The sequence below is a fragment of the Roseovarius salinarum genome (genome assembly GCF_002834145.1).
Classification (GTDB): domain Bacteria; phylum Pseudomonadota; class Alphaproteobacteria; order Rhodobacterales; family Rhodobacteraceae; genus Roseovarius; species Roseovarius salinarum.
In genome coordinates, this window is record NZ_PHNT01000007.1 from 60,069 (window position 1) to 83,694 (window position 23,626).

Consider the following 23,626-nt stretch of genomic DNA (forward strand, 5'->3'; position numbering starts at 1 on the left):
CGTGGAAAACATCTCGATCATCATCCTGTTCCTGTTCGTTCTTTTCACGCTCCTGGGCAGCGGTGTCTGGGTCGGACTCGCGCTGATGGGCGTGGCATGGGTCGGCATGGAGCTTTTCACCACCCGGCCCGTGGGCGACGCGATGCTGACGACCGTCTGGTCGGCCTCGTCGTCCTGGACGCTCACCGCGCTGCCGCTGTTCATCTGGATGGGCGAGATCCTGTACCGGACGCGATTGTCCGAGGACATGTTCCGCGGCCTGTCGCCCTGGATGGCCGGGCTGCCCGGCGGGCTGGTGCACACCAACATCGTGGGCTGCACGGTCTTCGCGGCCGTCTCGGGCTCCTCGGCGGCCACCCTGACCACCGTGGGCAAGATGTCCATCCCCGAGCTGCGCGCACGCAACTACCCCGAGCGGATGGTCATCGGAACGCTGGCGGGCGCGGCCACGCTGGGGCTCATGATCCCGCCGTCACTGACATTGATCGTCTACGGCGTGACGATCAACGAAAGCATCTCGAAGCTGTTTTTCGCCGGCATCCTGCCGGGGCTGGTGCTGGCGTTGTTCTTCATGGCCTATGTCGCGATCCGCGCGACGCTCTCGCGCGAGTGGAACCCGCGCCGCGACGACCGCATGAACCTGATGACCAAGCTCAGGAACTCGCGCTTCCTCATTCCCGTGATCTGCCTGATCCTCGTCGTGATCGGCTCGATGTACCTCGGCTTCGCGACCGCGACCGAGGCAGCGGCCTTCGGGGTTATCGGCGGGCTCATCCTTGCCGCGACGCAGGGATCGCTGACGTGGGAAAGCTTCACCGAAAGCCTGCTGGGCGCCACGCGCACCTCGGCGATGATCGCGCTGATCCTTGGCGGCGCGGCCTTCCTGTCTCTGTCGATGGGATTCACCGGCCTGCCGCGCGGGCTGGCCGACCTGATCGCGCAGTGGGATCTGTCGCGCTTCGAGCTGCTGATGGTGCTGCTGGTCTTCTACATCATCCTCGGCATGTTCCTCGACGGGATCTCGTCGGTGGTGCTGACCATGGCGGTGGTGGAACCCATGGTGCGCGAAGCCGGGATCGACATGATCTGGTTCGGCATCTTCATCGTCGTGGTGGTCGAGATGGCGCAGATCACGCCGCCCATCGGGTTCAACCTGTTCGTGCTGCAGGGCATGACCGGGCACGAGATGAACTTCATCGCGCGCGCCGCCATCCCGATGTTCCTGATGATGGTCGTGATGGTCTTCATCCTGATCCTGTTCCCGGACCTGGCGACCTGGTTGCCCGAAAACATCCGGTCGGGGCCCGCGGGATAGCCAGGTGGCCGATGCCGCGCATCTCCTGTCGCTGCCGTGGCTCGTGGCGGCGGTGCTGGCGATCGTGTTCGTCGCCGCCATCGTGCAGATCAACCTCGGCATGGGGTTCGGGCTGACCGCGGCGCCGCTTCTGGCACTGCTCGATCCCGCGCTGGTGCCGGTGCCCACGCTGGCGCTGGGGCTGATGACGGCCAGCTGGGGGGCGTGGCGCGAACGTGAACACGTCCAGTGGCGCGAGGTCGCAGTCGGCGTGCCGGGCCGTATCGCGGGCGTGGCCGCCGGCGCCGGGCTGCTGGTGGTGATGCCGGGGCCGCGGGGCTTCATGCTGGCCTTCGGCACGATGATCGCGCTGGCCGTGGTCCTGTCGGCAGCCGGATGGCGGATGCGGTTTTCCACCGCGTCGCTGCTGGGGATGAGCACGCTGTCGGGACTGATGGGCACGCTGACCTCGGTCGGGGCGCCGCCGATGGCGCTGATCTACCAGCACCGCGCGGCGCAGCAGGCCCGGCCGACCATGGCGGCCTTCTTCGCGGTGGGCTGCGTGTTCTCGCTGACCGGGTTGGCGCTGTCGGGCTGGGCGGGGCCTGACGACCTTCTGCTCGTTGCGATCATGGCGCCGGCGATGCTGGCCGGGATCGCCGTGGCGCGGCGGCTGGGCCGCCGCTTCGACCGGCGCTTCCGCCCTGCCCTTCTGTCGGTCAGCGCCATTGCCGCCGTCATCCTGATCCTGCGGGGCCTCGGGGGACTGGGCGTTTGAGCCGCGCGCTCGCGCCATTCGTGCTGGCCGCGCGACACGCGCGCGGGCTGCTGGTCTGCGGGCTTCTGGCGGGCGTCGCGCTGCCCGGGGCGGCACAGGCGATCAAGCCGTGGCTGGCCGAGCTGGTCGCGGCCTCTCTGTTCTTCGCCGCCCTGCGCATCGGCCCGCGCGAGGCACTGGGCGCGGCGCGGGACCTGCCGCGCACGCTCGGGCTGGTCGCGGCCCTGCAACTGGCGCTGCCGGTCGCGGTGCTGCTGGTCTGCGCCGCGATGGGCTGGCGCGACACCCTGCCGGCGCTGGGGCTCGCGCTGATGCTCGCCGCACCGCCGATCGCCGGCAGCCCCAGCCTGACGGTGCTGGTGGGGCACAACCCGGCCCCGGCATTGCGTCTTCTGGTGCTGGGCACCTTGCTGGTGCCGCTGACGGTTCTGCCCACGCTCTGGCTGATGCCGGTTCTGGGCACGCCGGCCGCGGTGCTGGCGGCCGCGGCGCGCCTGCTGCTGGTGATCGGGATCGCGGTGGCCGCGGCCCTGGTTGTGCGCGGGTGGCTGATGCCGGCCCCGGCGCCGCGCACCGTCGCCGCGCTGGACGGCATGGGCGTGCTTTTCCTGACGGCGGTGATCCTCGGGCTGATGTCGGCGCTGGGCCCGGCGCTGCGCGAGGCACCCTTGACGCTGCTGGGGTGGCTGGCCGCCGCGATGACGGTCAACCTGGGGATGCAGGTGGCGGTGAAACTGCTGCACGCCCCAAGGCGCGGTGACCACGACGCAGCCGTGCCCCATGCCATCGCCGCGGGCAACCGCAACATCGCGCTGTTCCTTGTCGCCCTTCCGCCCGATGTGACGGGGCCTTTGCTGGTCTTCATCGGTTGCTACCAGGTGCCGATGTATCTGACACCGCTGCTGCTGGGACGGTTCTATGCGCCCCGCTGAAACCGTGCGCCGCATCCGCCTGCCGGATGGCCATCGCCACGGCCGGTGTGTATCGTCCCCCCACGCCGAGACGACGAGGGCCCCTTGGCAATGAGCGCGGCAACGGACGACACCGCCGAGGCCACCGGGACGCCCGGCTGGCCGCGCATCCGCACGGTCGGGGTGGACGGCATGCTGGTCAGCTTCGGCGACAGGCTGAGCGAGCCGGCCAACCGTGCCGCGCTGGCGTTCCGCGGCGCGCTGGACCGCGCGGGCTGGGACGGGGTCGAGGAAACCTCGACCTCGCTCGTCTCGGCCTACCTGCGGTTCGATCCGCTCTGGACGGATCACGGCGCCATGCGCGCCGCGCTGGAGACACTTCTGGCCGAGCGTGACTGGTACGCCGCCCCGCTGCCGGAGGGCCGGCGCCTGTGGCGCATCCCGACCGTTTACGGCACCGACCTCGCCCCGCAGCTAGAGGCCGCGGCGCAGGCCGCCGGAATGACGCCGGAGGCGGCGGTCGAGTCCCTGTCGCGGACGCGCGTTCGCGTGCAGACCATCGGCTTCGCGCCCGGCCAGCCCTACCTTGGCGAGCTGGACGAGGCCTGGGACATCCCGCGCCAGAAGGAACTGACGCCGCGCGTGCCCGAGGCCGCGCTGACCGTGGCGATCCGCCAGCTCGTCCTGTTCTCGGTCAGCACGCCCACCGGCTGGCGCCACGTCGGGCAGACCGCCTTCCGCCTGTTCCGGCCGGACTCCGACACGCCCTTCGTGCTGCGCCCGGGCGACGAGGTGCTGTTCGACGCGGTCGGGCGCGAGACACTGGAGGCCATGCGCCGCGACGGCCCGGACGGCGGCGCCCGTCCGGAGGCCATCGCATGAGCCGCGCCCTGATCGTCCACCGCGCGGGTCCCGGCGTGACCGTGCAGGACCTCGGGCGCCCCGGCTACATGGCGTTCGGACTGTCGCGCGGCGGCGCCGCGGACCGGCTGGCCCTCGCCGAAGGCGCAGCGCTCCTGGGCCAGTCCGAGACATGCGCCGCGCTGGAAATGGCGGGCATGGGCGGCGAGTTCGAGGCCGGTGCCGACCTGCGGATCGCGCTGACCGGCGCGCCGATGCACGCGGCGATCGACGGCACACGGGTGACCTGGAACGCCAGCCACGCGTTGCCCGCCGGATCGCGGCTGTCCATCGGCGGGGCCGAGGCGGGCAATTACGGCTACCTGCACCTTGGTGGCGGGCTGGCAACGCCCGAGCGCCTCGGCTCGCGCGGGGCGCACCTGGCCAGCGGGCTGGGCAACGTGATCGAGGACGGCGCACATCTTCCCGTCGGCGACGACACGGCGCCCGGCGACACCGGGATGCGGCTGGACGCGGACACGCGCTTTGACGGTGGCGAGGTGCGCGTTGTTTCCAGCCTTCAGACGGATTTCTTCGGTTCCGAGGAGGTCGCACGCTTCGAGGCCACGACGTTCCGGCGCGACGCGCGCGGCAGCCGCATGGGCGTGCGCCTGACTTCCGACGCCGAGAGTTTCCACAGCGAGGCCGGGCTGAGCGTGATTTCCGAGGTCGTGGTGCCCGGCGACATCCAGATCACCGGCGACGGCACGCCCTTCGTCCTTCTCGCCGAATGCCAGACGACCGGAGGCTACCCGCGCATCGCCTCGGTCCTGCCCTGCGATTTGCCGCGGGTCGTGCAGGCCCGGCCCGGGGCGGCGCTGACGTTTCGCTTCGTCACGCTCGACGATGCGCTGGTCGCCGAACGAAAGGCGCACGATCACCGCGCCGGCCTGCGGGACGCGCGTCATCCGCTGGTGCGCGCACCGCATGACATCCGCGGGCTTCTGTCCTATCAACTGGTCAGCGGCGTGACCGCCGGCGACGACATCGAACGGGGGGAGACATGACAACCAGCGTGGACCTCAACGCCGACATGGGCGAAAGTTTCGGGCCGTGGAACATGGGCGACGACATGGCGCTTCTGGAGATCGTGACCTCGGCCAACATCGCCTGTGGCCACCACGCCGGCGACTGGGACGTGATGGCCCAGACGATGCGCGCGGCGATCGAGCGCGGCGTCGGCATCGGCGCGCATCCCGGTTTCACCGACCTGCAGGGCTTCGGCCGGCGGCGCATGCAGCTGCCGCTGGAAAGCCTTGGGAACCTCGTGCGCTATCAATTGGGCGCGGCACAGGCAATGGCGCGGGCCAACGGCGCCCGGGTGCGGCACCTCAAGCTGCACGGCGCGCTGGCGAACATGGCCTCGGAGGACGAGGAGATGGCCCACGCCTGCTACGCGGCCGCGCTGTCCGTGGATCCCGAGATCATCATCATGGTGCTGGCCGGCACCGCCCAGCAGCAGGCCGTGGCCGAACTGGGCTGCAAGGCCGCCTGCGAGATCTTCGCCGACCGCGCCTACCGCGACGACGCCACGCTGGTCGACCGCAGCGAAGACGGCGCCGTGATCCACGACCCCGAAACCGCTGCCCGGCGCATGGTCGATATGGTGCAGGCCGGGGCGATCGTCACCGAAACCGGCAAGCATATCCCGACCCGCATCGACACGATCTGCCTGCACGGTGACACGCCCACGGCGGTGGAAATCGCCCGCAGCGTGCGCCGGTCGCTCAAGGACAGCGGGATCGAACTGAAACGGTTCGAGGGCACGCCCATCTGAATGGCCATACCTTGGCGGGCGCCCCGTCAAACACCGTCGAGAAAGCTCACGACGTCCCTGTAACGCACTGGGTCAAGGCCCTTTCTCGGCCTGCTCCGTTCTGGGGCCTGCAACCACGACCAGGGACGTCAACCGCGGTTTCGTATCCTCCGAACGGCTCTTGAACGGAGAAATCAGCGACGCAGATCAAACCGGCGCGGCAGGGGGCCGGCCCGGAACGCATGTCTGACGGGAACGGGGCGTGCCTGCGCTTGGACCGCAGCGGGCGCAAGGAATTCCGATGCAACCCGACGTGCAAGGCAGGAAGAAGTGGTTCACGCCCGGCATTGTGCCGGGCACTCCGAACCCCTACGCGCGCCGGGAAGCCAGCGGCGAGCAGGGATGCGAGGGCGCGACGAAATCGACCTTGCGGGGGTTTTGCGCGGATCCGGCGAATCCGACCTGCCGGTCGAGCAGGAATCGCTCGTGGATCAGGAAGTAGGGTCAGGCCATCCATCCTTCGCCCTCGACGCGGTGACCGTGTGGCAGCGGCGAAATGCACGGGGCGCGGTAAGTGTCGCGCATCGCGCGGGCCGAGAAGACCGCGGCGTGCGCGCCTCTGCGCCGCGGCGGGCTCAGCCCATTCTCAGGCCGCCGTTGACGGGCAGGGTCGCGCCGGTGATGAAGGCGGCGTCCTCGGAGGCGAGAAAGCGCACGCAGCGCCCGACCTCGCCGGGATCGGCCAACCGGCCCATCGGGACCTGCCCGATGATCCGGTCCATGATCTCGTCGGGCACCTGCGCGACCATGTCGGTGTCGGCATAGCCGGGGGCGATCGCGTTGACCGTTATGCCCTTCCCGGCGCTTTCGCGGGCAAGTGCGCGGGTAAAGCCCTCCACCCCCGCCTTGGCGGCACAATAGTTCGTCTGCCCGGCCTGCCCGCGCGCGGCGTTCACCGACGATATGTTGATGATCCGGCCGTAGCCGCGCGCGCGCATGCCCGGCATGACCGGCCGCGTCATGTTGAACACCCCGCCCAGGTCCACGTCGATCACCGCGTCCCAGTCCGCGTCCTCCATCTCGTGGAACATGACGTCGCGGTTCACGCCCGCGTTGTTGACCAGCACGTCGATCGGGCCGAGGCGGTCCTCGATTCGCGCGATGCCGTCCCGGCAGGCCGCGCGGTTCGCCACGTCCCATTCGAACACGGGCAGGCCGGTATCGCGGGCAAAGCGGTCGGCGCGGGCGCCCCCGCCAAGGTGGGTGACGGCAACGCGGAAGCCCGCGTCCTCCAGCGCTTTCGCCGCGGCGGCCCCGAGGCCCTGGATGCCGCCGGTGACCAGGGCGACGCGTTCGGTGTCGGTCATGCGTGCTCCATTCCTTTCGTCCGTTGCACCTGGCGCAGGATGCACGCCGCCGGGCCGGCCGTCGTTGATCACGGGCAAACCGCGCCCGGACCCGCGCCATCGCGCGGTCCGCCATGAACGCTGTCCCGTGATCTTGGCCGCCGTTTCCTTTATACTCGGCGCCGACGAGTGGCCCGGCGCCACCGCGCCCCGAAGACAGGGAGGCAAGGGGATATTTACCATCGTCCAGGCGCTCACGCCGGTCTACCGGCCCGCTGACAGCCTGCGCCGGATGCAGGCCGCTTGGCTGGCTGCGCTCGGCTTCGGGTCCGACGAGGCGGCGCATGACATGATCGCCTCCGGTCCGCTGTGGCGGCTGCGCCGCTACCGCGGCGACGGCACGGGGCCGGCTGTGCTTCTGGTTCCCGCCCCGATCAAGACCCACGGCGTCTGGGATCTTTCGCCCGACGCCAGCGTCGTGCGCCGCTGTCTGGAGGCGGGGTTTCGCGTGCACCTGCTCGAATGGCGCCCGCCGCGCGACGGCGATGCGCCGTGCGGGCTCAAGGGTTATGCCGACACGGCGCTCTCGGGCGCGGTGGCCGCCGTTGCGGACGCGACAGACGGCGCGAAACCGGTCGTTGTCGGTCATTCTCTCGGCGGCACGCTGGCGGCGATCCACGCCGGCCTGCGCGCCGACACGCTTTCCGGTCTCGTCCTGCTCAGCGCGCCGGTCTGCTTCGCGCATGACGCCAGCGGGTTTTCCGGCGCGCTGTCAGCGACCGCCTCGCCGCTGCTGTCGGATGCCGATGTCATCCCCGGCGCGCTGCTGACACAGCTCAGCGCCGCGGCGTCCCCCGGCGCGTTCCTCTGGGGCCGGGTCAGGGACGCGGCCGCCACCGCCGGCGACCCCGCGGCCGCGCGCCTGCGCATGCAGATCGAGCGGTGGTCGTACGACGAGGTGCCGCTTTCGGGGAAACTCGTGCGCGAGGTGCTCTCGCGCCTCTACCACGACGACAGCCTGTGCCGCGGCACGCTGGACATCGACGGCCACCGGATCGATCCCGCGCGGCTGCGGCTTCCGATGCTCGCCGCCGTGAACACCGCAGACGACGTGGCCCCACCGCAGGCGGTTCGCCCGTTCTTCGACGCGATGCCCGGCGCTGAAACCCGGGTGATCGCGTATCCCGGCGAAACCGGCATCGTGCTGCAGCACCTTGGCGTGCTACTGGGGCGCAAGGCCGGCTCGGGCCTCTGGCCGGAGATCATCGCCTGGATCCGCGCGTGGACGGACTGATGCCGATGACGCCGTCGCGGGCACGGATGCCACTTTCCCGGGTCGCGGTGGCATCAGACGAAGGTGGCCCGAGAAATCACTTGCCGATCAGCTTGAGCGCCTGCCCCACGACAAGCGGGGCAAGGCTGCCCGCCGCGATCAGCGCCCAGCTTTCCGGCCCCGGTGGAACCGTGTCCAGAACCTGCGCGAGCCCGGGCATATAGGCGGCGGCCAGCAGCAAGGCAACACCGATGGCCAGCGCGCCCCAGACCCATGGGTTCAGCGTCACCTCGTTGCGGACCAGACCCGCCGCCGCGTCGCGCATGTTGAACACGTGCCAAAGCCGCGCGAAGCCGAAGGTCAGGAACGAAACCGTCACGGCAGCTTCGGCGCCCATGCCCAACGCGAAGGCCGCCGCGAAGGCCGCCATCACCGAGGTGGCAAGCAGCACCCCGTACCCCCCGATCGTTCCCCAGAGCCGACGGGTCAGCAGGGGTTCACCCGGGTCGCGCGGCGGGCGGCGCATGACGGTGTCGCCCTTCTCGCCCAGCCCCAGCGCCAGGGCGGGGAAAACATCCGAGACGATGTTGATGAACAGGATCTGCAGGGGCAGCAGTGGCAGCGGCGCATTCACAAGTGCCAGTACCGAGACCGCAAGGATCTCGGCGATGTTGCCCGACAGCATGTAGACGACGAACTTGCGGATGTTGCCGAAGATCCGGCGCCCGCCGGCGATCGCGTTGACGATGCTGGCGAAGGAATCGTCGCGCAGGACCATGTCGGCGGCCTCGCGCGCGACCTGCGTGCCGCGCTGGCCCATGGCGACGCCGATATCCGCCTTCTTGAGCGCCGGCGCGTCGTTCACGCCGTCGCCGGTCATGGCGACGACGAGTCCGGCGCGCTGGTAGAACTCGATCAGGTCGAGCTTCTGCTCCGGCGTGAAGCGGGCGAAGATCGCAACCCCGCGCAGGTCGTCGCGCGCCTCGAGGTTCTCCCGGTCGAGGTCCGCGAGGTCACGGCCGTGCACCACCCGCGCCGTCGCGGCATCATCGACGAGCCCCACCTCGGCAGCGATGGCCCGGGCGGTGCTCGGCGCGTCGCCGGTGACCATCACCGCGTGGATGCCGGCGCGCCGGCAGTTCAGCACCGCCTCCCGCACCCCGGCGCGGGGCGGGTCGACAAGGCCGACGAGGCCGACGAGGGTCAGCTCGCGATACGGCGCGGTCGGCGCCTCCGGGGCCATCCTGCGTGCCACGGCCAGGGTCCGCAGCCCCGCCTCGGCGAGGCGCTCGGTCGCCGCGGCCCAGGCCTGCCGTGCCGACGCATCAAGCGGCTGCGTGTCCCCGTCGGGCGTCATCACCCGCGTCGCGGCGTCGAGCACCGCCTCCGGCGCCCCCTTGACGGCGACGACGACACCCGCCTCGTCGCGGTGGACCGTCGCCATCATCTTGGTGTCGGGATCGAAGGCCTCACGGGCGATCTCCGGCCGGCCTTCCACAAGCGCCGCGCGTTCGATCCCCGCCGCGCGCGCGGCCGCCAGCAGCGCGATCTCGGTCGGGTCGCCCGCCGGGTCGGCATCCGGCGTTCCCAGACGCGCGTCGTTGCACAGCGCCACGGCCTCCAGCAACGCGGCAAGCGTGGGCGCGTCATCCGGCGTGACCGGACTGCCCTCGCGCTCGGCCCCGTGCACGCCCATATCGACCGGACCGTCGGCCAGCACCAGGCGGCCGACACGCATCCTGTTCTCGGTCAGCGTACCCGTCTTGTCGGTGCAGATCACGTTCGTGGCCCCGAGCGTTTCCACCGCCGAGAGCCGCTCGACCAGGGCATCGCGGCGGGCCAGCCGCCACATGCCCCGGGCGAGCGCGACGCTGGCGACGATCGGCAGCCCCTCCGGCACCGCGGCAACGACCAGCGCCACGCCGGTCTCGACCATCAGGAGCGCGTCGCGCCCTGCCGCGATGCCGACCAGCGACACCATCGCCGCGACGGCGAGGATCGCCAGGAGCAGGCGCCGACCGAGCGCGTCGAGGCGTTTCTCGAGGGGCGTGTGCGCCGCCTCGGCCGTCTGGGCCAGCGCCGCGACCCGCCCGATCTCGGTATCCATGCCCGTCGCCGTGACAAGGCCCAGGCCGCTGCCGTTGCTGACCGCCGTCCCCTTGTGGACCATGTTGGTGCGCTCGGCGAGCGGCGGCGCACCCGCGAGCGAACCGGTCTGCTTCGTCACCGGAACCGACTCGCCGGTCAGGGCGGATTCGTCGATGGCCAGCGCATCGGCTTCGAGCAGCCGCAGGTCGGCCGGGACGACCTCGCCCGCCGCGAGATGGACGATGTCACCGGGCACGAGCGCCGCCGCGTCCACCTCGCGTGTCTTGCCGCCGCGGCGAACCCGGGCGGTGGCGCGGTCCAGCGCGCGCAGCGCCTCCATCGAGCGGGTGGCGCGAAGCTCGGTCACGAAGCCGATGGCGACGTTGATCACGATGGCCACGGCGATGGCGATGGCCTGCACCCCCTCGCCGATCGCGACCGAAAGCAACGCGGCGAGAAACAGCAGGCCGAACACCACGCTCTTGGCCTGATCGACGAGAATGGCGAAGGTGCGCCGCCGCCGGGCGCGGCGCAACCGGTTCGCGCCATGCGCCTTGAGGCGCCGGCGTGCCTGCGCCTGCGTCAGCCCTTGGTCGCGATCGCTGTCGAGCGCATCGAGCAGTGCAGCGGCGCTCTGGCTCCAGGTTTCCGGCATCGTCGATCCGCCTGTGAAGAAAAGGGGGCGGGCACACGGCAGCGGCGCCAGAAACGGGAGGTTGCGGGTCGGCGCCGGGGAGTGAAGACCACGATTCGTCCGCGCACTCAAGCACGGGCCGGCTCCTCGACAACATCTTCATCGAGTTGCAGTGGCGGAGCCCGGAGTGCGCATGCATATGCCTGCACGCTCGGGCGACCGGATCAAAAGAGACGGCGGGCATCGCCAAGGGCACCGACGACGACATTCCGGTCCTCTTGAGCCGTCTCCCAGCGAACCAGCGCGTGATCGACAAGTCCGCGGCAGAATTCGCCACTGGAAAGCCGCCCATTGAGGCGGTTCACCCGTGAGAAAGCCGTGTGAGGGGCTCTCCCGCTTCTTCGGGCTTCCCTCCGGAAAACCAGCAGCTCATGAGGCGCTTGAGAAATGGCGGAGACGATGGGATTCGAACCCACGAGACCCTTTCGGGCCTACTCCCTTAGCAGGGCGGTTTCTTTCCTAGATATGGCGCAGTTAGGCGCAAACGCCTTTACGCTATCCCCTTGATTCCCTATGTTTTGGCTCAGTTCGGCGCAGACGGGCACCCACTAGACCTAGAGCGCCATTTTGAACCACGGTTGAACCATGCCCGATCTGAGCAACAAGACCGCCCGCCGCAAGCTGAAGCCGCGCAGTTCCGCCTATACGCAGAAGCTGGCCGAGGGCCGCGCCCTGGGCTACCGCAAGCGCACCGCCGGCGCGCCGGGCCGTTGGCTCCTGCGCACTGCCGAGGATGAAGGCGGCTACGCCTTCGAGGTGCTCGGCGCGGCCGACGATCATGCCGAGGCCGACGGCCGCGAGGTGCTGTCCTATACGCAGGCGCTGGCCGCCGCGCTGGGCAAGCAGACGGCAGACCCGACGAAGATCACTGTCGCGCAGGCGCTGGACGAATGGGCGCGCGCCAAGGTGGCGACGGCTTCGACCGAGAAGCGCAAGGCCGACATCGAGAGCACGGCCCGCCGGATCGCCGCCGCCTTCAAGCGCAAGACGCTCAAGACGATCACGGCGCGCGACATTGCGCGGTGGATGGACGGCTACATCGTGGAGGGCAAAGACCCGCGCGCCCGCCGTGCGACCGCAAACCGCGACCTCGCCACGCTCAAGGCCGCGCTGACCCGCGCCGCGAACGCCTACGACTACACCGGGCCGCGCGCATGGGAGGCCGCCAAGAAGTTCGCCAAGGCCGAGAGCTTCGGCGCCCGCATGGTGATCCTGACGCTCGAGCAGGAGGCGCAGTTGATCGCCGCCGCCCGCTCTGACTTCGCGGACGTGCTGACTGCATTGCAGATGACCGGCGCGCGCTATGGCGAGATACGCCACGCCACGGCGGGCGATCTTCAAGGCAACCGCCTCACGCTGGAAGGCAAGACCGGGCGGCGCACGATCGCCCTGTCGCCTGACAAGGCCGCATGGTTCGCTGAGCGCGCCAAGGGCCGCCCGAAGGGCGCGCCGCTGCTGATCCGCCACGACGGCACCGGCTGGCCGGACGGCGGGCAGATGAAGCCCATGCGCGCGGCCGTCGCCGCCGCAGGACTGCCGGAGACCGTGACGACCTACGCCCTGCGGCATGGCTTCATATCGCGGGCTCTGTCGGCCGGCGTGCCGATCGCCGCGGTGGCGCAGCACGTCGGCAGTTCGCCCGAGATGATCGCGGCGAGCTACGCGAAGTTCACGCCGACGCAGATGCAGGAGTGGTTCGCGTGACGGAGGGGCGCAAAACGCACTACCAGATTTTTTGCATGATCTGCGATGAATGCGGCATCGAGTATCGTGGGCCGGATACGCCCGAACGGCTTCCTCGAAACTACAACCTGACGCGGGAGGCCTACCAACGTCTCAATGGGTGGATTGCCAAGATGCACGGGGCCGCCTCCGTTTGGGAGCGGCCGGGAGAGATCGAAACTCAGCTAGAGGACGCCCGAAAGAAACTGGCCGCCGCGATCGAGGCCATCGAAAAGCTAGATAACTACGCGAGGGTTCAGGCGCGACGCGAGGCTCTAAAGGAGCGGGATGCAGAGTTTGAGAGGCAACTTGCGGCAATCGCCGAGAGTGGAGCGCCGCGAGACGAACAGTTAGAGCGCATGAACAGGGTAATAGAGGCGTTCCAGACCGTCCCGCGAGAGGAGTGGATTGACTACGCCGCAATCGCCCAGATCAAGGCGCTGAGTGCGGCGTTGACCCGCCCGATCGAGCAGGCAATTCCTATGGTGCAGGAAGGCCGAGGGCGCCCGCGCAATCTGCGCGCATATGCGGTGGCCGAACATGCCTACGTGATTTTCGAGGAACTGACCGGGCAGAAACCGACCTTCTGGAACGCCAAGGAGACAACACCCTTCGGCCGGATAGTGCAACAACTGTTCAACGTCTATGGCATCAAGAGCAACGTCCGGAAGCCCATCGAGGCGGCTATGCACAAATTCAGTTCCGAGACCTGATTTTAGGCATTTAGCCATGCTAGGGGCAGTTAGGCGAGATTGAACGCACCTTCACAACGAAAGGGCGTTCAAATGGACACGAACCACACGCAGACCGCCGCAGGGCCGATCCCGCGCCTGCAACTCAGCCTGGCCGACGCCGCCGAGGCGCTGAACATCCCGCAATCGACGCTCGAGCTTGAATGCCGACGCGGGCGCGGGCCGAAGTTCTACATCGTCGGCCGCCGGAAATACACGACCGTCGAACTGATCCGCGAATGGCAGGCGCAGAAGATCGCCGAAGCCGAGGCCGAGGCGCGCGAGGTGGCGGCATGAGCTTCCTCGAGGAACTTTCATACGACCTGATCCGCCTGCAAGGGCTGATCTGCGCGCTCGATGTGGTCGCGGATGCCGCGTCCATCACCCCGGATGGCGTCGAAGCCCCGCCGCACGTCAAGCGCGCGCGCGAATCGGAGCCGGTGCTGATCGAGACGATCGAACAGCACGGCGAGGCGCTGATTCAGAAGGTGGGGCGCGCGGCGCTTGAGGAGAACAGGGCCGCACGCGGCCGGGAGGGCGCGCAATGACCGGCCGTCGCATCCAATGGCATCGCGGCATGGGCAAGCTGCCGGAAGGCGCTGCCTACGTCGGCCGGCCGAGCCGCTACGGCAACCCGTTCAAGGTCGGCGCGCCGCACCCGGACGATGGCGCGCCTATGAGCCGCGCCGACGCGGTGGCGCTTTTTCGGCTCTGGCTCACCCAGCCCGAGCAAGCCGAGTTGCGCGACCGCGCCCGGCGCGAACTGGCGGGCCGTGACTTGGCTTGCGCCTGTCCGCTCGACGGCGGGCCTTGCCACGCCGACGCGCTGCTCGCGCTGGTGAACGGGGCTACCGAGACCGCCAACGAATGAAGCCCGCACCGAGGGACGCGGCACGGGCTTCGAGACCTTGGGGAGCTTGGCGGCTTCGTGAGGTAATATAGCACCGCCGCGCCCCTCGGGCAACGAAAACCCGAGTGAGGCACGGAGCCTATGAGACACATCACACGAGCGCAGCGCCGGCAACTGCGGCGCAACGCCGATACCGTCGCGCCGCTGCTGGCGCGCACGACCCTGCACCGCGTGGCCGACGGGCGGCTCGAACTCACGACCGATCCGATCGCGCTGGCCGCGCTCGAACGCGGCTTCCGCGCCATGCTGCGCGGCAACTGCCGGCCGATCGTGCAGGAACTCACGCCCGAGGAAGGCGCGCGGCTGCGCGATCCGGGCAGCCTGCCGCCGCCGCCTCTGCCGGGCTTGCGGCACTGGGGCGCCTTCGGGGTGGACGTGGCCGGCTGCGGCACCTTCTCGACAACCTGGACGGTAATTCAGGGCCTGCCGGAGACCGAGGTGCGCGCCGAGGCCGAGCGGATAGTGCTCGAGCATCTGGCGAAGGCCGCGAACGTCGCGGGCCTGCCGATGGAGGCCGCGAAATGAGACAGCTTCAAATCAGCTTCGTGATGCGCGCGCACGGGCTGACCGAGGCGCAGGCGCAGGCAATCGCAAACCTGATCTGGGGGATGGCATGAACACGCAAGACAATGCCAACCGCGACCTCGCGCTTTCGCTCGCTCGCGCCGGGCTGCCGGTGATCCCTTGCCTCGAGGCCGACGGTCTCGCTTACGACAAGGACGGCAACCCGAAAAAGGCCAAGGCGCCTTACACGCCGCGAGGCCTTCACAATGCCACCACGGACGCCGAACAGATTGGCGCGTGGTGGACGCAATGGCCGGGCGCTCTTCCCGGCATTCCGACCGGCGAGGCCAGCGGGCTTTCGGTGATCGACGGCGACATCGACCGCGACACGGGCGAGGCCAAGGGCGAGGAGGAGATCGGCGCCCTGGGCCTCGACCACCCCGACGCGGTGCCCGTGCGCACGCAATCCGGCGGCGTGCAACTGATCTACCGCCATGCCGAGGGCGCCCGCACATCCTCGAAACAGGCCGCGCCGCACATCGACACGCGTGGGGCCGGCGGATACATCGTCGCGCCCGGCGCGCGGATGCAGGACGGCGCGCGCTACCGCTACGAGGGCCGCAGTCTGGCACAGGCGCTCCGCGCCGGCGATCTTCCGCCCTATCCCGTCGAGGCCGTCGAGGCCGCGATCGCCAAGGCCAAGGCCAGCAAGGCCGGCGACGGGGGCGGCACGGGCGAGCCCATCCGCATCGACACGGGCGAGGATCGCACCGAGGCCACGGATGCCGAGACCATCGAGGTTGTCCGCAAGCTACTTGCCGAGGCGCCGAACGATCTTGGCCGCGAGGAATGGGTGAAGCTGGCCGTCTCGCTGCGCGCCGCATATGGCGAGACGCTGCGCGACGACTTCATCAACTTCAGCCTGGGCTACCTCGGCGCCGCGTCCTGCACGCCGGAGGCCGCGCGCCACGTCTGGACCACGGCGAGCGAGGCGAAGGCCGTCACCGGCATCGGATCCGCGCTCTACCTGCTGAAACAGGCCGTCGGGCCGGATCGCTTCACGACGATCTGGCGCGCGACCTTCGGCCGGACTCGAGGCGGCAATGCCGGATTCGGAAGATCAGGAGGATTAGGAGGGGAACACGTCGAGCCGACGCCGCTGATCCGCGAGATGCCGGAGGCGGGGCCGTATCCCGCCGAGGCGCTCGGCGCCCTGCGAGAGCCGGCCGAGGCGATCGCCACCGCGACCGAGGCACCCGTTGCTATGTGCGCGGCGTCCGTCCTGGCATCGGCGGCGCTCGCGGCGCAGGGGCACCGGGACGCCGAGACGCTGAACGGCACCGCGCCGGCGAGCCTCTTCTTGTTGACGGTGGCCGAGAGCGGCGAGCGCAAATCGACCGCCGACCGCCTCGCGATGCGTGGCGTGCGGGACTTCGAGGCCGACCTGCGCACCGACTACGAGATCGAGCGCGACGCGTGGAAGGATGCGCAGGAAGTCCGGAAGGCGGAGCGCGCGAAGATCGTGGGCGACAAGAAGGCCGACGCCGCGAGCAAGCGCGCGGACCTGGCGGCGCTCGGGCCGGAACCGCCGGCACCGCTGAAGCCGCATATCGTCGCCTCGGCGCCGACGGTGGAGGGCATCACGAAGCACCTGCCCGAACTGCGGGGCAGCCTCGGCATCATGACCGAGGAAGGCGGCGCGCTGATCGGCGGGCATAGCATGAAGGCCGAGAACAGGCTGGCGACCTGCGCGAGCCTCTCGGCAATGTGGGATGGCGCGCCGCTCGACCGCTGGCGGGCCGGCGATGGCGTGGAGGTTTACACCGGGCGGCGCTTCTCGGCGCATATCCTCGTGCAGCCGGTGGCCGCCGAGGCGCTCCTGGCCGATCCGATGGCGAACGGGCAGGGCCTCGTGGCGCGCTTCTTGACCTGCCGGCCGACCTCGAGGATCGGCGGGCGCCTGCGCATGGAGCGGGACGCGACCGCCGAGGCCGAGATCGCGCGCTTCGCCGCCCGCATCCGGGCGCTTCTCTCGCGGCCGTTGCCGGTGGCCGACGGCACCCGGAACGAACTCGCGCCGCCGATCCTGCCTCTCTCGAGCGAGGCGCGCGCGGTGCTGACGGACTTCGCCCGCGAGGTGGAGAGCGCGCAGGCGCCGGGCGGACCTTTCGAGGATGCGCGGGCCTTCGCCTCGAAAACGGCCGAGCACGCCGCCCGCATCGCGGCGGTGCTGACGATCTTCGCGGACCCGGACGCCGCCGAGGTGACGGGCGAGACGATGGCCGGCGCAACGGCGATCGCCACCTTCTACGCGAACGAAGCCGCCCGCCTTGCCGACGCGGCCGTGATCCCGCCCGAGGTGGCCGAGGCCGAGCGGATGCGCAAATGGCTCCTGACCTCGTGGGGCGAGCTTTTCATATCCGCCGGCATCGCCGCGCAATTCGGGCCGTTCAAGCTGACCGACAAGGCACGGAAGGCGCTGCGGCGGCTTCAGGACCACGGCTGGCTGATCGAGGCCGACGGCGCCGAGGTGAGAGGCAAGGCGCGCAAGGAGGCGTGGCGCATCGTGCGGGAGGCGGCGCAATGACCGCCTTTCGCTTCGACGCCGAGGCCGCGCTGAAACGTGCGCGCGAAGGGCGGCCCCTTCCTAATCTTCCTAATCGTCCTAACCGGGGCGACGCCGACGGGGCAGGATTAGGAGGATTAGGAGGATTAGGACCGGAGCGCGATCTACCGCACGCATCCGCCCCGGACCTGCGCGCCCGCCTCGACGCCGCCCGCGCCCGCGTCGCGCGCCTCGTGGACGCCGACGGCATCGCCCGCACCGACGCCGCGATCGAGGCCGTCTGGGACGAGGCCGAGGCGCTGGCGGCCGTGCGAGAGGCCGAGGGCCCATCTGTCACAAGTTGTGACAGATCGTTTTCGCTGGCGGCCGTGCGAGAGGCCGAGGGCACCCCGCATCGCAAAGTCTGAGAAGCGCCGCGCGGAAATCGGCGGCGTCCCCCGAATTCCTGCGCGTGCAGAACTGAGCCAAAAACCGGAGACCGAGACCCATGACCGACGACACACGAGACGACGCCACGCGGATCGCCACGGACGGCATCTGCCGCCTGTTCGCGGAGGCGCGGCGCGAGGGCATCGAGGACGCCGAGACGGCCGTTGCCGCGATCAACGCCGCGCTCGCGTGTTACGAGGCCACGCACGCCCGCACGGGCGCACGCTACGCCGCCGAGGCGCGGCAGGCGCTGGCGCGGGCCGAGACGTTGCGGCTGATGGACCTCGACGCCAGGCTGATCGGAGACGCGGCGGGGCGCGCGTGACTGTGGACGAGGACTCGGTGATGGGGTATATTGATATCGCAAGCCATGAGGGACTCTGGCCTGCACCCGACACGCCGCATGATGGACTCTGCTGCGCGACGGAAAAACCCTTCCTGACATAGCGGTTTCGACCGCGCCTTAACGCATGGAGTCCCGACATGGACCAGCTTAACGAAATCCAAAACCTTGTGGAGCAAGGCAACGACGCATTTTCGGCCAAAGCCGCCGAACTATCCGACCGCCTCGACCAGATCGAGACGCAGATGGGCCGCCCTGGCGCGCCCGGCGTGAAGGCCGAGGAAAGCGACCCGCATTCCGACGCCTTCTCGGCATGGCTGCGCGATCCGCGCAACGACACGAAGCGCCACGCGCTCGCGGACGTGGAGGCGAAGCAAGCCTCGGGCACGTCCGACGCGGCGGGCGGCTTCATCGTGCCGGAACTGATCGCCCGCCCGCTGCTGATGCGCGCCCGGGACGCGAACACGCTGCGCCCGATCGTGCGCCGGATCGAGGTGGCAAGCGGCGACGTGATCCTTCCGCTGAGCAACGCCGACGCGACGAGCGGCTGGGCCGGCGAGACGGACACGCGGACGGGCACGACCGAGCCGACGCTGACCGGGCCGAAGCCCACCTTCGGCACGCTCTATGCGCTGGTCGAGGCGACCGAGGAACTCGTGACCGACGCCGCCTTCAACGTGGCGGACTGGTTCACGATGGAAGCCGGCGCGGCGCTGGGCGAGGCCGAGGCGATCGCAATGGTCTCGGGCAACGGCACGAACAAGCCGACCGGCATCCTGCACACGGCGCCGGAGGCGGGCGCAGACGGCAGCCGCACGGCGGGCGCGTTCAAGTATCTGCCGAGCGGCACGGCCGACACGCTGGGCGCCGATCCCTCGGCGGTGCAGGATCTTCTCGTCAACCTCGTCTATGACCTGAAGGCGCAGTATCGGCAGGCCGGCCGCTGGTTGATGAACTCGGCAACGGCCGGCGAGGTGCGCAAGCTGAAGGATGCAGACGGCCGGATGCTCTGGTCGGATGGTCTCGGCGCGAGCGAGCCGGCGCGGCTGCTGGGCTTCCCGGTGACGCTGAGCGAGGCCATGCCTTCGATCGGCGCCGACGCGCACCCCATCGCCTTCGGTGACTTCAGCCGGGGCTATGTGCTCGCGGATCGCGGCGGGCTTCGCGTGACGGTGGACGACAACGTGACCCAGCCGGGCCGCGTGCGCTGGTATATCCGCCGGCGGATCGGCGGCATCGGCTACGACACGCACGCGGTGCGCTTCGCCAAGTGCGCCACGTCGTGATGTGAGATGCGCGGGGCTTTTTGATTGGCTTTCAACCCCGCGACAGGCCGCGCCCCTTATTCAGCCAAGGGGCAGGCCGACCGCCACCGCGCCCGCGTCGTGCTGGTTCGCCAGTTGGGCGCGGTGGCACCTAACCGGGGCCTTCGGTTCTTCACGAAGGCCAGAACGGGAACCGGCGGCCACACTCTTTTTCTCGCAGCGTCACATCGGAGGCAATTTTGACATGGCCAAACGGAAACCGGACCGCTTGAAGATTGTTGCGGGCACTGCGCGCCCTGACCGGATGAACCCGGACGCGCCTTCTGCAAATCTTGGCACCGCTGAGCCGCCCGAATGGCTGAGCGAACGCGCAACCGAAATTTTCTCGCAACTTTCCGTGACCCTCCACGGCATGGGCATTGCCTCACCTGACGATCAAGCGGCTTTGGCGATGCTGGCGAGCCGTTTGGAGGAAATCGAGGTTTGCACGGCGGTGATCGAGGATGCGGGCCGCACCTACACCACGACAGCGACCTCGGGCGACAAGCTGGTAAGGGCACGACCCGAGGTAGCCATGCGCAATGAGGCCATGCGGCACGCGCAATCGCTCTTGGCTGAGTTTGGGCTTTCCCCCGCCAGTAGATCGAAAGTGAGTGCGAGCGAGTCAGCCGATGAAAACCCGTTCAAGGCGCTGGATTATTTCACATGACAGGCGATGATCTGCCCCATGCCGCGCGGCTGGCACATGGCCGGATGCTGGACGCCTTCGACGCCTTCGCACGGGGGCTTGTGGAGCGCGAGCGCGCCGCAATGCGGGATCACCTGCTGGAAACCGGAATGACGCCTGAGCGGGCCGCACAAGGCGCTGAGGCGCATGTCGCGCGGATCGAGCAGGCCATGCAGATCGAGCGCGCCCGGCTTGAAGCCGAGGGAGCGCGGACGCAATGAGCGATTGCCCGGATCGCCGCTTGTGGTGCGCGGTGCTGGGGGCGGCGCTGCACGACGCAGCGCGGGGCAAGGAAAGCGGCTGGATCGGCTCACGCGACTTTCACACGGTTTGCGCCTTGGTCGGAATCGACCCCGACGCGGTGGCCGAGCGTCTTGCACCGCCGAGCAAGGCAACCTGAGCCTTGTAACGGTTTCCCGCAAGGAGGGGCCCCGCCCGCCGGCTCCCCGGTGCCTTCCTAAGCTTTGCCATGCCCCCGGCGTCCGTCGCGGAGGAAAATCCGAGGTTCGCCGCCGGTAACGCCGGAACGCAGGACGCCGGGCATAAAGGTTACGTCGCGGCGGCCGGGATAACCTTTTCTGTCTGGACCTCGAGGCGCGGCCGAGACCGGCGGCGAACCTTTGCTTTCGCGCTGCGCGAGGCGATTCCGGTGGCCGGGCTGAACCGTGGTTCAAGAGCACGCGGGCGGTTGAACCATTTTTGAACCACACGCCAAAATTGACCGGTTAGGGCGCCGCCGGTTGCCACCTAAGTCATTGAAAAGTGGCGGAGACGATGGGATTCGAACCCACGAGACCCTTTCGGGCCTACTCCCTTAGCAGGGGAGCGCCTTCGACCGCTCGGCCACGTCTCCGACGATCCGTCTAACGGGGGTGCGTTCGGAAAACAAGACGAAATTCCGGGGCCGCGCGGGCCGCGTCGCCGGGGCGCGGCCGGCCCGCGGCACTGGCGGATGCCGGGCCGGGGCGGCCTTTTGCGCACCCCGGCCCGGAGGAGTCACGCCGCGGTGGCCGCGCTTGCGGTCTCCGTCCAGCCACGGCCCGGGCGGTAGCGCGCCGTGACGCGGCCCTGGTCGAGGGCGAACAGGTGCAGCCAGCCGTTGTCGACCAGCGCGCGCAGGTCCGGGTGCCGGTCGAGCACGCCCGAGATCGCGTCCTGCGGCGCCTCGATCATGACCGACAGGCGCAGCGGCTCGTGCGCCGGAGCCTCCCCGTCGTGCACGGCCTGCCAGGGCAGCCCGGGCCGCAGGATGCCGCCGTTGCCCTGCACCACGCCGATGCCGCCGGTGACGTTATGGATCAGCTTGTTGCCGCCACCGAACGCCTCGGGCGCGACCAGCGAGCCGTAGTACTGCAGGCTGATCCAGCTGGCCACGACGACCGGGGCGGTCATGATCAGTTCCAGCGTGGCGAAGTCGGTGTCGCTGCGCCAGTCGTAGTCGTGCAGGAAAACGCGCCCCCCGAGGTCGAGCCCGGACGTGGCCGCGCGCGGCGCCGCGATGAAGCCCGCGCACCCCGCCAGGCCCCACTCCGGGCGCAACTCGGCCCAGTTGGCAGCGCGTTGCGCGACCGTTCCGGCCTGCGCCCCCGGCAGACGCCGCGCGCGTTCGGCCCGCGTCACCTCGCCCGCGCGATCCAGCCATTGCCGGGCCCGCGCCAGCGCATCGACGTGGTCGCGCGGCGGCGTGTCCTCGTAGAGCGTGACCGCATCGGTCGTGGTGTCGTGCAGCCCGGCAACGAAATGCGTGTCCGCCGGCAGGTCGATCCCGTGGCCGGGCAGGTGTTCGCGCGTCTCGGGATCGTTGAGCAACGCGGCCAGCAGCCGCGCGGAGGCCTCGCCGGTATACCCGCCGCAGGCACCGCAGTGATAGGCGCTTTCATGCGGGTTGTTCGTCACCTGCGCGCCGTGGCCCAGGAGCAGAACCAGCGGCGCGTGCCCCCGTGTCAGGCTCATGGCCTTGAGCACGCTCGCCGCGGCCTCGGCCCTCTGCTCCGGGGCGAGTTCGTCCTGCAGCCGCGGCGCGGAACCGGCGCCGGCCGCGGCCTTGCCCCGCCCCAGCGCGTCACGCAGCAGCTTGGCGCCGTAGAACGGCCCCGCGGCCTCGACGAAGGCGAAGGACGAAACCGCCGCCTGCCGGAACCGGCCCCAGGCGCGCGCGGCGCGCGCGCGGATCCGCGTGGCCTGTTCGGCCGCCGGCCCGGCATGGCCCGACGATGTCAGTTCGGGCTGCAGGAGGACGGGAAGGTGCGGCTCGACCACGTCCGAGCCGTGCTCGCGGTGCGCGACCTTCAGCCCGAAGAACCCGGCGAACCCGATCGTCTCGATGCCCGGGTCGAGCGTTTCCAGCGCGCGGCGGAACACCTCGGAGCGCACGTCGATGCAGAAGGCCGCCTGCAGCGCCGGCCGCGCCGGCCGCGTCTCCGGCGCCCCGGTCATCGCGGTATCCAGCCGGGCCTGGTAGGCCCGCTCGGCCGCGTCCTGCAGGATGGCGTCGATCACGTCGTCCTGGGTGGGCGCGACCGGCGCCGCGTGCGCCGCCACGGTCCGGGCCCAGGCGTCCGAGATCCCCGGCGCATGGGCGGCAAGCGCCTCGTCCCAGATCAGCCGGATCGCCAGAAGATCGGTCAGCGTGTGGTCGCTTTCCCCCTTGCGCTCGGCCTCCCAGAGCAGCCAGCGGGCGTGCTGCGACCAGCCGCCAAGGTCCATGAACAGGCGGTGAAAGGCCGTCTCGGCGGCAGCCTCGGTCAGCCCCAGGCTTTCCGAGGCGCGCAGGATCGCCCGTTCGGCGGTGTCCGGCGCCTCGGCCACGAAGGCACAGAAGCCCTCCAGCCCCGCGATTTCCGGGGTCAGGTCGTGCGTGGCCCATTCGCGCCACGCCGCGTAGGCCCCGCGCCCGGGCGCGGGCGTCCACAGCGCCTGACCCTGGTCGAAATGCCCCGCCGCCCACAGGCCCACGCTGCGCGCGATCACCGCCGGCCAGTCCGTGCCGGTTTCGCGCGTGGCCAGATGCGCCACCGTCGGAAACGCCTCGGGCGCCGGGCTTTCGCCGTGCAGCCTGGCCTTAAGATAAGCCAGATCCACGGGCTTGAGCGGCGAGGCGCTGGCGAAAAGCGCCGCGGCAAGGGCATCATCGCTGATCTCGCCGGCGGCGACCTGGGCCGCGTAGACATGCCGCGGCCGGGTCAGGCGCACACCGGCCACCCGCGCCATCCGCGCGGAGGCGGTCGCCAGGTCCTCGTCCGACTGGCCGAGGAAAGGGTTGACCGCCACCGTCGCCTCCAGCGGGAAGGCGGGCGGGATGGCCCGCGCCGCGGCTTCGGCGGATTGCAGGAGGTCGGTGATCCGCGCGGGCGCGATCTGCTCGTGCTTGAGGAACATGGCCGTATCCT

23 protein-coding genes and 1 tRNA gene are annotated in these 23,626 nt (G+C 70.0%); 20 read left to right on the forward strand and 4 right to left on the reverse strand.

The genetic code is table 11. The annotated features are described in order from the left end of the window. The first annotated feature begins 1 nt into the window (after position 1). The 6 genes from CEF10_RS08405 to CEF10_RS08430 all read left to right on the forward strand — a co-directional run bounded on the left by CEF10_RS08405 (position 2) and on the right by CEF10_RS08430 (position 5,660). The gene (locus tag CEF10_RS08405; protein WP_101067699.1) at positions 2-1,315 is read left to right on the forward strand and encodes a TRAP transporter large permease; all 1,314 of its coding nucleotides are present in this window, start codon (positions 2-4) and stop codon (positions 1,313-1,315) included. A gap of 4 nt (positions 1,316-1,319) precedes the next feature. Continuing rightward, on the forward strand, positions 1,320-2,072 hold the full coding sequence (locus tag CEF10_RS08410; protein ID WP_101067700.1) for a TSUP family transporter: 753 nt from the start codon (positions 1,320-1,322) through the stop codon (positions 2,070-2,072). Next, on the forward strand, positions 2,069-3,004 hold the full coding sequence (locus CEF10_RS08415) for a hypothetical protein (protein ID WP_101067701.1): 936 nt from the start codon (positions 2,069-2,071) through the stop codon (positions 3,002-3,004). The genes CEF10_RS08410 and CEF10_RS08415 overlap by 4 nt, the downstream gene beginning before the upstream one ends. Before the next feature lie 90 nt (positions 3,005-3,094). Further along, positions 3,095-3,865, forward strand: a complete 771-nt coding sequence (locus tag CEF10_RS08420; RefSeq protein ID WP_101067702.1) for a 5-oxoprolinase subunit B family protein — start codon at positions 3,095-3,097, stop codon at positions 3,863-3,865. Then, a complete protein-coding gene (locus CEF10_RS08425) occupies positions 3,862-4,890 on the forward strand; it encodes a 5-oxoprolinase subunit C family protein (protein ID WP_101067703.1) in 1,029 nt (342 codons plus the stop codon). Before CEF10_RS08420 ends, CEF10_RS08425 begins: the two co-directional genes overlap by 4 nt. Next, entirely contained in the window at positions 4,887-5,660 is a 774-nt protein-coding gene (locus CEF10_RS08430) for a LamB/YcsF family protein (protein WP_101067704.1), read from the forward strand. The genes CEF10_RS08425 and CEF10_RS08430 overlap by 4 nt, the downstream gene beginning before the upstream one ends. A 614-nt stretch (positions 5,661-6,274) precedes the next feature. Here CEF10_RS08430 and phbB read toward each other — a convergent pair. Beyond that, the gene (gene phbB / locus CEF10_RS08435; RefSeq protein WP_101067705.1) at positions 6,275-7,006 is read right to left on the reverse strand and encodes an acetoacetyl-CoA reductase; all 732 of its coding nucleotides are present in this window, start codon (positions 7,004-7,006) and stop codon (positions 6,275-6,277) included. Positions 7,007-7,139: 133 nt separating this feature from the next. Between phbB and CEF10_RS08440 the strand changes: the two genes are divergently transcribed. Then, complete coding sequence (locus CEF10_RS08440) at positions 7,140-8,279, forward strand: alpha/beta fold hydrolase (protein ID WP_157932980.1); 1,140 nt, start codon at positions 7,140-7,142, stop codon at positions 8,277-8,279. Positions 8,280-8,355: 76 nt separating this feature from the next. On the opposite strand, the gene CEF10_RS08445 is transcribed toward CEF10_RS08440, so the two are convergent. Then, the gene (locus CEF10_RS08445) at positions 8,356-11,001 is read right to left on the reverse strand and encodes a cation-translocating P-type ATPase (protein ID WP_101067707.1); all 2,646 of its coding nucleotides are present in this window, start codon (positions 10,999-11,001) and stop codon (positions 8,356-8,358) included. A gap of 624 nt (positions 11,002-11,625) precedes the next feature. Between CEF10_RS08445 and CEF10_RS08450 the strand changes: the two genes are divergently transcribed. The 13 genes from CEF10_RS08450 (at position 11,626) to CEF10_RS08505 (ending at position 20,637) form a co-directional block, all read left to right on the forward strand. Beyond that, entirely contained in the window at positions 11,626-12,744 is a 1,119-nt protein-coding gene (locus tag CEF10_RS08450) for a tyrosine-type recombinase/integrase (protein ID WP_101067708.1), read from the forward strand. Further along, positions 12,741-13,475 (forward strand): hypothetical protein, encoded by a 735-nt coding sequence (locus CEF10_RS08455; protein ID WP_101067709.1) that lies wholly within the window; start codon positions 12,741-12,743, stop codon positions 13,473-13,475. Before CEF10_RS08450 ends, CEF10_RS08455 begins: the two co-directional genes overlap by 4 nt. A gap of 72 nt (positions 13,476-13,547) precedes the next feature. Next, on the forward strand, positions 13,548-13,790 hold the full coding sequence (locus CEF10_RS08460) for a MerR family transcriptional regulator (protein ID WP_101067710.1): 243 nt from the start codon (positions 13,548-13,550) through the stop codon (positions 13,788-13,790). Further along, the gene (locus CEF10_RS08465) at positions 13,787-14,041 is read left to right on the forward strand and encodes a hypothetical protein (RefSeq protein ID WP_101067711.1); all 255 of its coding nucleotides are present in this window, start codon (positions 13,787-13,789) and stop codon (positions 14,039-14,041) included. The genes CEF10_RS08460 and CEF10_RS08465 overlap by 4 nt, the downstream gene beginning before the upstream one ends. Beyond that, complete coding sequence (locus tag CEF10_RS08470) at positions 14,038-14,364, forward strand: DUF4326 domain-containing protein (protein WP_198586166.1); 327 nt, start codon at positions 14,038-14,040, stop codon at positions 14,362-14,364. Before CEF10_RS08465 ends, CEF10_RS08470 begins: the two co-directional genes overlap by 4 nt. A 120-nt stretch (positions 14,365-14,484) precedes the next feature. Continuing rightward, a complete protein-coding gene (locus CEF10_RS08475; RefSeq protein ID WP_101067712.1) occupies positions 14,485-14,928 on the forward strand; it encodes a hypothetical protein in 444 nt (147 codons plus the stop codon). Between the two features lie 88 nt (positions 14,929-15,016). Then, positions 15,017-17,494 carry a DUF3987 domain-containing protein gene (locus CEF10_RS08480; RefSeq protein WP_101067713.1) on the forward strand — a complete coding sequence of 826 codons (2,478 nt, stop codon included), beginning with the start codon at positions 15,017-15,019 and terminating at the stop codon, positions 17,492-17,494. After that, the gene (locus tag CEF10_RS16865) at positions 17,491-17,880 is read left to right on the forward strand and encodes a hypothetical protein (RefSeq protein ID WP_157932981.1); all 390 of its coding nucleotides are present in this window, start codon (positions 17,491-17,493) and stop codon (positions 17,878-17,880) included. Before CEF10_RS08480 ends, CEF10_RS16865 begins: the two co-directional genes overlap by 4 nt. A gap of 80 nt (positions 17,881-17,960) precedes the next feature. Further along, the gene (locus tag CEF10_RS08485) at positions 17,961-18,227 is read left to right on the forward strand and encodes a hypothetical protein (protein WP_101067714.1); all 267 of its coding nucleotides are present in this window, start codon (positions 17,961-17,963) and stop codon (positions 18,225-18,227) included. 158 nt (positions 18,228-18,385) lie between these two features. After that, on the forward strand, positions 18,386-19,531 hold the full coding sequence (locus CEF10_RS08490) for a phage major capsid protein (protein WP_101067715.1): 1,146 nt from the start codon (positions 18,386-18,388) through the stop codon (positions 19,529-19,531). A gap of 223 nt (positions 19,532-19,754) precedes the next feature. Continuing rightward, positions 19,755-20,219, forward strand: a complete 465-nt coding sequence (locus CEF10_RS08495) for a phage terminase small subunit P27 family (protein WP_198586167.1) — start codon at positions 19,755-19,757, stop codon at positions 20,217-20,219. Beyond that, on the forward strand, positions 20,216-20,458 hold the full coding sequence (locus tag CEF10_RS08500) for a hypothetical protein (RefSeq protein ID WP_101067716.1): 243 nt from the start codon (positions 20,216-20,218) through the stop codon (positions 20,456-20,458). Before CEF10_RS08495 ends, CEF10_RS08500 begins: the two co-directional genes overlap by 4 nt. Beyond that, positions 20,455-20,637, forward strand: a complete 183-nt coding sequence (locus CEF10_RS08505) for a hypothetical protein (protein WP_101067717.1) — start codon at positions 20,455-20,457, stop codon at positions 20,635-20,637. The genes CEF10_RS08500 and CEF10_RS08505 overlap by 4 nt, the downstream gene beginning before the upstream one ends. Before the next feature lie 363 nt (positions 20,638-21,000). Here the strand turns inward: CEF10_RS08505 and CEF10_RS08510 are convergent. Both CEF10_RS08510 and CEF10_RS08515 read right to left on the reverse strand, forming a co-directional pair. After that, positions 21,001-21,090: transfer RNA gene (locus CEF10_RS08510), tRNA-Ser, on the reverse strand. Positions 21,091-21,233: 143 nt separating this feature from the next. Beyond that, a complete protein-coding gene (locus CEF10_RS08515; RefSeq protein ID WP_101067718.1) occupies positions 21,234-23,615 on the reverse strand; it encodes a YbcC family protein in 2,382 nt (793 codons plus the stop codon). Positions 23,616-23,626 lie beyond the last annotated feature (11 nt).

Bases quoted from the DNA above. Each gene is read 5' to 3' on its own strand.
- CEF10_RS08495 (WP_198586167.1), top strand. From the start codon at position 19,755: ATGGCCAAACGGAAACCGGACCGCTTGAAGATTGTTGCGGGCACTGCG.
- CEF10_RS08505 (WP_101067717.1), top strand. From the start codon at position 20,455: ATGAGCGATTGCCCGGATCGCCGCTTGTGGTGCGCGGTGCTGGGGGCG.
- CEF10_RS08430 (WP_101067704.1), top strand. From the start codon at position 4,887: ATGACAACCAGCGTGGACCTCAACGCCGACATGGGCGAAAGTTTCGGG.
- phbB (WP_101067705.1), bottom strand. From the start codon at position 7,006: ATGACCGACACCGAACGCGTCGCCCTGGTCACCGGCGGCATCCAGGGC.
- CEF10_RS08425 (WP_101067703.1), top strand. From the start codon at position 3,862: ATGAGCCGCGCCCTGATCGTCCACCGCGCGGGTCCCGGCGTGACCGTG.
- CEF10_RS08470 (WP_198586166.1), top strand. From the start codon at position 14,038: ATGACCGGCCGTCGCATCCAATGGCATCGCGGCATGGGCAAGCTGCCG.
- CEF10_RS08445 (WP_101067707.1), bottom strand. From the start codon at position 11,001: ATGCCGGAAACCTGGAGCCAGAGCGCCGCTGCACTGCTCGATGCGCTC.
- CEF10_RS08515 (WP_101067718.1), bottom strand. From the start codon at position 23,615: ATGTTCCTCAAGCACGAGCAGATCGCGCCCGCGCGGATCACCGACCTC.
- CEF10_RS08460 (WP_101067710.1), top strand. From the start codon at position 13,548: ATGGACACGAACCACACGCAGACCGCCGCAGGGCCGATCCCGCGCCTG.
- CEF10_RS08465 (WP_101067711.1), top strand. From the start codon at position 13,787: ATGAGCTTCCTCGAGGAACTTTCATACGACCTGATCCGCCTGCAAGGG.
- CEF10_RS08475 (WP_101067712.1), top strand. From the start codon at position 14,485: ATGAGACACATCACACGAGCGCAGCGCCGGCAACTGCGGCGCAACGCC.
- CEF10_RS08480 (WP_101067713.1), top strand. From the start codon at position 15,017: ATGAACACGCAAGACAATGCCAACCGCGACCTCGCGCTTTCGCTCGCT.
- CEF10_RS08450 (WP_101067708.1), top strand. From the start codon at position 11,626: ATGCCCGATCTGAGCAACAAGACCGCCCGCCGCAAGCTGAAGCCGCGC.
- CEF10_RS16865 (WP_157932981.1), top strand. From the start codon at position 17,491: ATGACCGCCTTTCGCTTCGACGCCGAGGCCGCGCTGAAACGTGCGCGC.
- CEF10_RS08490 (WP_101067715.1), top strand. From the start codon at position 18,386: ATGGACCAGCTTAACGAAATCCAAAACCTTGTGGAGCAAGGCAACGAC.
- CEF10_RS08485 (WP_101067714.1), top strand. From the start codon at position 17,961: ATGACCGACGACACACGAGACGACGCCACGCGGATCGCCACGGACGGC.
- CEF10_RS08420 (WP_101067702.1), top strand. From the start codon at position 3,095: ATGAGCGCGGCAACGGACGACACCGCCGAGGCCACCGGGACGCCCGGC.
- CEF10_RS08500 (WP_101067716.1), top strand. From the start codon at position 20,216: ATGACAGGCGATGATCTGCCCCATGCCGCGCGGCTGGCACATGGCCGG.